This window comes from Bradyrhizobium sp., assembly GCF_030693485.1.
GTDB lineage: Bacteria > Pseudomonadota > Alphaproteobacteria > Rhizobiales > Xanthobacteraceae > Bradyrhizobium.
In genome coordinates, this window is the sequence record NZ_JAUYAN010000136.1 from 21,090 (window position 1) to 30,329 (window position 9,240).

Genomic DNA, 9,240 nt, shown 5'->3' on the forward strand with positions numbered 1-9,240 from the left:
TAGCGAGCGCTGAGCCGGGATCCATACGCTGCGGCCTCTCGTTAGAGCGCCGGAGTCAGGGGCCTTCTTCAACAACAGACGACCGGGGTTATGGGTCCCGGATTGGCGCTCGCTTCGCTCGCTTGTCCGGGACGACGGTTTCTGTGTTGATCAAAACCTACGCCGGTCCGCTCGGCATGTCGGAAAATCGCGTCAGCCATGCCACCGGGCCGATGCTGGCGGCGACGATCAGCAAGGCGGCCAGTGCGCCGTCTTCGAAACTGCCGCGGCTGGCGAACTGGTAGATCGAGGTCGCCAGCGTGTCGACATTGAGCGGCCGCAGCAGCAGCGTCGCCGGCAATTCCTTCAGGCAGTCCACGAACACGATGATGACGGCGCCCAGCATCGCCGGCCGCAGCAGCGGCAGGTGGATCTTTCGCATCGTCGTCGCCTGTCCGGCGCCGGCAGCGCGCGCGCTGTCGTCATAGTCGCGCGGAATCCGCTCGAACCCGGCCTTGATCATCCCGGTCGGCACCGCGAGGAAGCGGATCACATAGGCAATCACGACGGCAGCGCCCGAGCCGATCAGGATCAGGCCCGGCAATGAGCGTCCCAGCCATCCGGCCACCGCGTTCAGACCGTTGTCGATCGCCAGCATCGGCGTCAGCAGGCCGAGCGCCAGCACCAGCCCGGGCAGCGCGTAGCCGGTCTGCGAGATGTTCATGGCGATGAACCGCACGGGATTGGGCCGCCAGCGCCAGGCCAGAATGATGGCAAAGCCGAGCCCGAGCGCGATCAGCGTGGCAAGGGTTGCGAACGCAATCGAATTGAAGGCGTCGCGCCCCAGCGTCATGTCGAAATTCGTCAGCAGGCCGCGGCCAAAACTCTGCTGCAGCAGATACAGCACCGGCACGACGAAGCCGAGCAGCACCGGCAGCAGGCACGCCGCGAAGGCGGCGCCGCCCCGGATGCCGCTCAGCCGGGTGCGCGGCGTCAGCCGTGGGCTTTCCGCGGAAAATTCCGCCGTGGTATTGCGGCGGCCATAGCGCTCGATCGCGATCAGGCCGGCGACGATCGCCAGAATGAAGCAGGAAAGCTGCGCCGCACCGGCGAGGCTGCCGCGGTTGAGCCAGGTGGAGAAGATCGACACCGTCAGCGTGCGAACGCCGAGATATTCGCTGGCGCCGATGTCGTTGAGGGTTTCCAGCGATGCCAGCGCGACGCCGACCGCCAGCGCCGGCCGCGCCATCGGCAGCGAGACGCGCCAGAACACGGTCCAGCGTTTGGCGCCGAGGGTTTTGGCGGCTTCTGCGAATTCGGCGCTCTGGAACTGGAACATGGTCCGCGCCGACAGATAGACGTAAGGGTAGAGCACGAGGCCCATAATGACGATCGCGCCCGGCATCGAGCGCAGATTGGGCAGGGCGCCGACCAGGTCGCGCAGCGGAAACCAGATCGCCAGCGTGCGATGGACCAGGCCCAGCGGTTCGAACAGATCGGCGTAGACATAGGCGGCGAGATAGGTCGGGATCGCCAGCGGCAGCGGCATCAGCCACACCAGCAACGCCCGGCCGCGAAAATCATGCAGCGAGATCAGCCATGCGGTGCCGGCGCCGATCGCCAGCGCCAGCGCGCCGACGCCGCCCAGCAGCAGCGCGGTATCGATCATGGCCCGCGGCAACACATAGGCCATCAGGTCCTGCCACAGGTCCGGCGCAGGATGCATCGCGAGCGAGATAATGGAGATCACGGGAGCGGCGACCAGGATCGCGGTCGCCACTGCGAGTGCCGCAGCGATGCGTCCTGGGCGCTGGTTGCGGTTCACGCGAGGCCGCGGGTCACGAAGACATGCGACCGCTTCCCCCTGCGGCGGGCCGGGGAGGAAGCAGGCAGCGATCGTGAAAGCTCAATTGTCAAAACCGACCTTGTCCACCAGCGTCGAGGCTGCCTTGCGGTTGGCGGCGATCTTCGAGATCGGCAGCGGATCGGCGCTGAGCTTGCCGTAACCCGCGATGGTCGGATTGAGGGCGACGCCGGCCCGAACCGGATATTCGTAGTTCTGGTCGGCATACAGGCGCTGCGCCTTCTCGCCGGCGAGCCATTCGATCAGCTTGACGCCGTTGGCGCGGTTGGGGGCGTGTCTGGCCAGCAGCACGCCGGACAGATTGACGTGGGTGCCGCCGCCCACGAAGGTCGGCAGCACGACGCGGGTGGCTTCCGCCCACGGCTTCTTGTCGGGATCCCTGTTCATCATCAGCGCCCAGTAATAGGTGTTGCCGATGCCGATGTCGCATTTGCCGGCGGCGACGTCGCGCGCGGCCTCGCGATCGCCTCCGGAGGGCTTTTGGGCGAGATTGGCTTTCAGGCCGCGCAGCCATTCCTCGGCCTTGGCCTCGCCGTACCTGGCGACATAGGCCGCGAACAGGCCGTTGTTGTAGATGTGCTGGCCGGAGCGAATGCAGATCTTGCCCTTCCATTTGGGATCGGCGAGTTCTTCATAGGTGATGGCTTCCTGCTTGACGCGGTCCTTCGAGGCATAGATCACGCGCGCGCGCATCGAAATTCCGGCCCAGTGACCGTCGGGATCGCGGTACTGCGGCGGCACGATCTCGTCGATCGCATCCGACTTGATCGGCTGGGTCACCTCGGCCTTCACCGCCTCGTCCATGCGGCCGATATCGACCGTCAGCAGCACGTCGGCCGGGCTGTTGGCGCCCTCGGCCTTCATGCGCTGTTCGAGCCCCGAACTCGCCGAGACGATGTTGACCTTGATACCGGTGTCCGCCGTGAAGGCATCGAACAGCGGCTGGATCAGCTTGGTTTCGCGATAGGTGTAGACGTTGACCTCACCGCTGGCGGATGCGGCGGTGACACCAGGCGAGGCGAAACAAAGCAGCGCTGCGGTTGCGGTAAGGGCGGCGCGAAATTTCATCATGGAACGGCTCCGGCGGCGATGACGGCGATGCCGGTTTCAGTAGCGCAGCGGTGCCGTGCTGTCCGCGACTGGATGTCACGAAAGGATTGATTTAGAGCGATTCCACGCTTTTATTTAGAAGCATTCCAATATCTCGCGCCTATCGACGCACTCGCTCGCAACTTGAGACGGCGCGTTCGACACGACACAGGGATCAGCGGCGCGGCATTGCCCCGCGGTGCGCGTGCGAAGCGGTTACATCAGCTTGATGGCGAGCCAGACGGCCAGCGACAACGCCAGCGACAGCAACGCGACCATCCCGATGAAGACCGCCAGCGCGCGCATCACCGCGCCGGCGCTGGCGCCCCCCGACGATCGGCCCGCGAGGGGGCTGAACTCGCCGCTTTGCGGGATATGACCGCGTATTCCGAGAATCCAGATGAAGGCGTCCAGCACGTAAAGGCTCATGGCCTCGGCTCCGATTTGTCGTGTCATGCGCGACCATCGCCCAAGCGATGCCTCACACGTTGCGCGTGGAAAAGGATTCGCTCAATCCGGACTTGTACGGAATCGCTGCAATTCGCTGCCGGGTTTGAGCGAGCGCAAGGCCGCTCGCCATCGGGTGGGCTAGCAGGAGGAAATCAGGGGCGGAAGCCCCGATCGACCATGGTTTGCCATTCGAGGACGGGTACCAGATGAGGCCAGATCTTGCCGCGTGCTACGGCCAGGAGCGACTGCCCCGATACACCAGCTATCCGACGGCGCCGCATTTTTCGGCCGCGATCGGTCCAGGCACATACGCCGAATGGCTGAAGGCCATTCCGCAGCACGCCACCACGTCGCTCTATCTGCACGTGCCGTTCTGCCGGGCGATGTGCTGGTATTGCGGCTGCAACACCTCGGTGGTCCGCCGCGACGACCCGGTCGCGGTCTATGCCTCGGCGCTGCGCTGTGAAATCGAGCTGGTCTCGCGCCGGATCGATCGCCGCATCAAGGTCAACCACGTCCATTTCGGCGGCGGCACGCCGACCATCATGGCGCCCGAGACTTTCGTGGATCTGATGGGGGCGCTCAGGCAATCCTTCTTCGTGCCGCCCTCGGCCGAGATCGCCATCGAGATCGACCCGCGCACGCTGACCGGCCAGATGATCCACGCACTCGCCTTTGGCGGCGTCAACCGCGCCAGCCTCGGCGTGCAGAGCTTCGACCCCGCGGTTCAGCGCGCCATCAACCGGGTGCAGGGTTTCGAGGAGACCTCTGCTGCGACCAAAGGCCTGCGGCGGGCCGGCATTTCCGGCATTAATTTCGATCTGATCTACGGACTGCCGCACCAGACCGTGGCGTCGTGCCTCGACACGGTGAGCCGCTGCGTCGAGCTCCGACCCGACCGGTTTTCGGTGTTCGGCTATGCCCATGTCCCCGGCTTCAAGAAGCATCAGCGCAAGATCGACGAGGCGGCGCTGCCCGACAGCCTGGCGCGGCATCGGCAGTCCGAAGCTATCGCCGGCGCGCTGAAGCAGGCCGGCTATATCCAGATCGGGCTCGATCACTTCGCGCTGCCCGATGACGGGATGGCGGTGGCGTTCCGGGAGGGCAGGCTCTGCCGCAATTTCCAGGGCTACACGACCGACGACAGCAGTGTGCTGCTCGGCTTCGGCGCCAGCGCCATCGGCCGCCTGCCGCAGGGCTATGTGCAGAACGAAGTCGGCACCCGCGCCTATCAGCAAGCCATCGCCGGCGACCGGCTGGCCACCGTCAAGGGCTATGCCCTGTCCGGCGAAGACCGGCTGCGCGCCGAGATCATCGAGCGCATCATGTGCGACTTCGGCGTCGATCTCGACCCGATCTGCGCGCGGCACGGCCTGTCGGCTTCGACCATGTTGAAGTCGTCGTCCCGGCTGCAGGACCTGATTTCCAACGGTATCGTCGAACTCGACGGCACCTCGCTGGCGGTGGCGGATGATTCGCGCTTTCTGGTCCGCAGCGTGGCGGCGGCGTTTGACGCCCATCTCGACGGATCGAAGCAATTGCACAGCCGGGCGGTCTGACGTTACGCCCGATCCGGCGGTCCGTCTTCGCCCGAGGCCGCTTCGGCCAGCACCAACAATTTGTGCGGTTCGCGCAACACGATGCGTTGCCGGCCGCCCGCGATCAGCCCGCTTCGCTCCCAGCTCGAGAGGATACGACTCACGGTGTGCAGCGTGGTGCCGGTCATCTGGGCGATGTCCTGGCGGCTGATCGGAAAATCGATTTCGACGCCGTGCTCGACCTGGCGGCCGGATTGGCCGGCGAGCCGCAGCAAAGCGTGGGCGACGCGCTGCTCGACCTGCTGGGTCGACATCTCGACCACGCGGGTATGGGTTTCCTGCAACCGGCTGCCGATGGTCTGCAGCGTGTTGGTGGCCAATGCGGGAAATTTCGCCACCAGGCGTGGCCATGTCGACGACGGCCAGGCCAGCACGACGCTATCCTCGACGGCGGTCGCGGTGGCGGGATAGCGCGGCAATCCGATCGCCATCGCGACGCCAAAAGTCTCGCCGGGCGCCACGTAGCGCACCACGATCTGTTCGCCCCCCGGAGTGGTCTTGGTGGCGCGCACATGGCCGTGCAGCAGCACGAAGAAGGAGTGCGCGTCCTGGCCCTCGTCGAAGATCGCGCTGTTTTTCGCAAACCGCGCCGGGCGGGCTTCGCGCAGGATATCGCCGAGTTCCTCGGTGCCGAATCCCGCAAACAGCGGCAGATCGGCAACCAGCGAGGGGTCGACTTTGGCCATGGTTCCTCCGTCGCATCAACGGCTTGAGCCAGCGACCTGGATCGAATCTAGACTTCGATTGCGGTCCCCGATCAAGCGGAAGTTTGCGCTGGCGCAACACCGGCGCGCGGTATCCCGGCTAAGGGAATGCTGAGCCGGTCCTTCGGGGCCGAAGACCGATGGAGCCAGACATGTGCATGAAGCGGTGATGACGGCGGTTTCGCGCCCCCGTTTATATCAGGGCTGGCCGTTGCTCGCGGCCGGCTTCCGGCCGTTCTTCCTGCTCGGATCTGTCTATGCGGGGCTCGCCATTCTGGTCTGGCTGCCGCTGTTCCATGGCGAGATCACGCTGGTCTCCGCGTTCACGCCGCGCGACTGGCACGTCCATGAAATGCTCTACGGCTATCTGCCGGCCGTAATCACCGGCTTTCTGTTCACGGCGATCCCGAACTGGACCGGGCGGCTGCCGATCCAGGGCACGCCGCTGCTGGCGCTGGTCGTGGTCTGGATCGCGGGACGGCTTGCCGTCACGTTGTCGGCCGAGACCGGCTGGCTGACGGCGATGCTGGTCGATGCGAGCTTTCTCGCGCTGGTCGCGGCCGCTGCGGCCCGCGAGATCCTGGCCGGCCGCAACTGGAAAAATCTCAACGTTGTGATCCTGGTGCTGCTGCTGCTGGCGGGCAATGTCGCGTTCCACCTCGAAGCGCATTTCCACGGGCTCGCCGAGACCGGCATCCGGATCGGCATCGCCGTGGTGGTGCTGCTGATCTCGCTGATCGGTGGCCGCATCATTCCGAGTTTTACCCGCAACTGGCTGGTGCGTGAAAATCCCGGCCGGCTGCCGGCGCCATTCGACCGCTTCGATATCATCGTCGTTGCCATCACCGCGGTGACGCTGGTGGGCTGGATCGTCAGTTCCGAGAGCCGGCTCACCGGCGCAGCACTGGCGCTGGTCGGGTTGCTGCATCTGGTGCGTCTGGCGCGCTGGGCGGGCGACCGCACCTTTCGCGAGCGGCTGTTGCTTATCCTGCATGTCGGCTACGCCTTCGTGCCATCAGGCTTCCTGCTCAATGCCGCCTCCGCGTTCGGCCTGGTGCCGCCGGGCGCCGGCGTTCATGCCTGGATGGCGGGCGCCGCAGGCACCATGACGCTGGCGGTGATGAGCCGCGCCACGCTCGGCCACACCGGCCAGCCGCTCACCGCTTCGCGCGCCACCCAGGCGATCTATCTCGCCATCATCGTGGCGGCGCTGGCGCGGGTCTGCGCGGTGATCGAACCCCGCTACGGCGAGCTCCTGCTGGTTCTGGCCGCGTTCGCCTGGGCCGCCGCCTTCCTCGGGTTCGCGATCGTGTTCGGACCGCTGCTGGCCGGCGTCGATCGCAGGCGGAAGGCCGTCGCCTGAACAGCCCTGCGGTTTAATGCTGACAACTGGGGGCGATCGGCTGCATTATCTGTCCGGCGGCGGGGGTGGCCTCGCCTGGTCTTGCCTTCGAGACGCTTAAGTGGGGGACCTTGGGGTGTGTCGATGCGTGAAATTCTGGAGTATTGCATCGGTGGTATCAGGCAAAACGTAGCGGCGGGCAGCCTCGTCGTGCAGGAGGGCGGCAGGACCGGCCATCTCTATGTCCTGATCGAGGGCAGGCTCGAAGTCATCAAGGGCGACACGGTGGTTGCCGCCATCGCCGAGCCGGGCGCGGTGCTCGGCGAAATGTCCGTGCTGCTCGATCAGGCCCACACCGCGACCGTGCGCGCGGCGGCGGACTCCGTCGTTTACGAGATCAACGACGCGGCCTCGTTCCTGTGTCAGCAGCCGGGCGTCGCACTGCTGATCGCCCGCCTGCTGGCGCAGCGGCTCAATGCCGCCAACACCTATCTCGCCGACATCAAACGGCAATATGCCGGCCACGGCACCCATCTGGCGATGGTCGGCGATCTGCCACAGAGCATGATCAACCCGTCGCCGACGCAGGTCTCGCCAGGCTCGGATCGGCGATCCGACCCAAGGATGTGAGCCACGCCGGCGGGGCGGCAGTGCAGTTGGGTCTCTCTACAAATTCACGACAGCAACGTCGTGAAAACAAGTAATACTTGTCGTATTTTTCGTGACGTTAGCGAATAGAATTATGGATACTACTGTTGTTTTGAAGCAAATACGGCGTTTTCTGGCCCGTTAACGACGTCGATTCCGAACTCGTTATTTAGTTCGGCTCCAATCATCACCTGCTCGCAAGAGCATTACTGGGAAAATCAAGTAAAGCAGGGGTGATTGCTATGTCTTCTATTCTTCTTTCGAGTTCGGTTCGGTCCAGCCTTTATTCGTTGCAGCAAACCAATGATCTGCTTTCGACGACGCAAAACCGGCTTGCCACCGGCAAGAAGGTCAATTCGGCGAACGACAATCCGACGGTTTTCTTCGCGGCTTCGGCGCTCAGCAATCGTGCTGCCGATCTCAACGATGTTTTCGATCGTGTAGTCGCCGCGAGCAAGGTGCTGAAGTCCACCAACGACAGCCTCTCGGCTCTCACCGGCCTCGTCAACAGTGCGCAATCGACCGCTCGCAATGCGCTGGCCAGCACGGCAACGACGGCGCGCACCACGGGCAGCGTCGCGGGCCTGACGGGGGCGAGTTCGTTTGCCGTGGTCGCAGCTCGAACCATCACCGTCAACGATGGCACCACCACCGCGACGATCACGTCGGCCGGCACCGTCACAACTCAACAGATCATTGACGGCATCAACAACACCGCGAACCTCAGGGTCAAGGCGTCGCTCACGGCCGACGGCAAGCTTCAGCTGGAGGCGACAACCGCCAACGCCATCACCATCGGCGGAACCATCACCGCGCCTGAACTTTCGCAATTCGGATTGACGGCCGGCGTAACGGCTGCCGGAACCCTCAACAGCGTGCGCTCGGGGTTTGCAGCTCAGTTCGATTCGATCCGCTCCCAGATCGACCAGCTTTCCGCCGATGCGACCTTCGACGGCACCAACCTTCTCAACGGCGGTAGCCTCAGGATCAACTTTAACGAGAAATCGACCAGTTCGTTGAGTGTCGTCGGTGTTACGAACACCTCCGCCGGTCTCGGCATCGCCGCCTCGGCAGGCACCTTCCAGACTGACAGGGACATCAACAACGCGCTTACCAATCTCACGAACAGCCTCAGCACGCTGCGGGCGCAGTCCAGTGTGTTTGCCAGCAACCTCGACATCGTGACGACGCGACAGGATTTCACCAAGTCGCTGATCGGCCTGTTGAACGCAGCTTCCGACAGCATGACCGCGGCCGATACCAACGAAGAGGGCGCCAACCTGCTGGCATTGCAGACCCGTCAATCGCTGTCATCGACGGCTCTCAGCATGGCGGCGCAGGCGGACCAGACGGTGCTTCGCATGTTCCGCTAGCGTCTGAACGGGACGTAAGGTGGCGGGGTCAATGCCCCGCCACTTGCGCGAGCGACAAGTTAGGAAATCCTTAGCCAAGGTCGCGACAATTCGATTCAAGCCTTTCATTTAGCCCGGATATCTCACAGTCGATAAGCGCATCGGGGCTCCGAATCAGCGAAAGTTGTTTTGCGAGAACGACTTCTTGATGATT

At 64.3% G+C, this 9,240-nt stretch carries 8 protein-coding genes; 4 read left to right on the forward strand and 4 right to left on the reverse strand.

Annotated features, from left to right (window positions below):
* Nucleotides 1–157: 157 nt before the first annotated feature.
* The 3 genes from Q8N40_RS10055 to Q8N40_RS10065 form a co-directional block, all read right to left on the reverse strand.
* On the reverse strand, nucleotides 158–1,705 hold the full coding sequence (locus Q8N40_RS10055) for an ABC transporter permease (protein WP_371135660.1): 1,548 nt from the start codon (nucleotides 1,703–1,705) through the stop codon (nucleotides 158–160).
* A 180-nt stretch (nucleotides 1,706–1,885) separates the two neighbouring features.
* Complete coding sequence (locus tag Q8N40_RS10060) at nucleotides 1,886–2,914, reverse strand: Fe(3+) ABC transporter substrate-binding protein (RefSeq protein WP_305322171.1); 1,029 nt, start codon at nucleotides 2,912–2,914, stop codon at nucleotides 1,886–1,888.
* 234 nt (nucleotides 2,915–3,148) lie between these two features.
* Complete coding sequence (locus Q8N40_RS10065) at nucleotides 3,149–3,388, reverse strand: hypothetical protein (RefSeq protein ID WP_305322172.1); 240 nt, start codon at nucleotides 3,386–3,388, stop codon at nucleotides 3,149–3,151.
* Between the two features lie 200 nt (nucleotides 3,389–3,588).
* On the opposite strand from Q8N40_RS10065, the gene hemN reads away from it, so the two are divergent.
* Entirely contained in the window at nucleotides 3,589–4,941 is a 1,353-nt protein-coding gene (gene hemN / locus Q8N40_RS10070) for an oxygen-independent coproporphyrinogen III oxidase (RefSeq protein ID WP_305711713.1), read from the forward strand.
* A gap of 2 nt (nucleotides 4,942–4,943) precedes the next feature.
* Here the strand turns inward: hemN and Q8N40_RS10075 are convergent, their stop codons facing one another.
* Nucleotides 4,944–5,666 carry a Crp/Fnr family transcriptional regulator gene (locus tag Q8N40_RS10075; protein WP_305711714.1) on the reverse strand — a complete coding sequence of 241 codons (723 nt, stop codon included), beginning with the start codon at nucleotides 5,664–5,666 and terminating at the stop codon, nucleotides 4,944–4,946.
* Between the two features lie 187 nt (nucleotides 5,667–5,853).
* On the opposite strand from Q8N40_RS10075, the gene Q8N40_RS10080 reads away from it, so the two are divergent.
* The 3 genes from Q8N40_RS10080 to Q8N40_RS10090 all read left to right on the forward strand — a co-directional run bounded on the left by Q8N40_RS10080 (nucleotide 5,854) and on the right by Q8N40_RS10090 (nucleotide 9,047).
* Complete coding sequence (locus tag Q8N40_RS10080; protein ID WP_305318601.1) at nucleotides 5,854–7,047, forward strand: NnrS family protein; 1,194 nt, start codon at nucleotides 5,854–5,856, stop codon at nucleotides 7,045–7,047.
* Between the two features lie 123 nt (nucleotides 7,048–7,170).
* Nucleotides 7,171–7,656 (forward strand): Crp/Fnr family transcriptional regulator, encoded by a 486-nt coding sequence (locus Q8N40_RS10085; protein WP_305711715.1) that lies wholly within the window; start codon nucleotides 7,171–7,173, stop codon nucleotides 7,654–7,656.
* Nucleotides 7,657–7,964: 308 nt separating this feature from the next.
* Nucleotides 7,965–9,047, forward strand: a complete 1,083-nt coding sequence (locus Q8N40_RS10090) for a flagellin hook IN motif-containing protein (RefSeq protein WP_305711716.1) — start codon at nucleotides 7,965–7,967, stop codon at nucleotides 9,045–9,047.
* Nucleotides 9,048–9,240 lie beyond the last annotated feature (193 nt).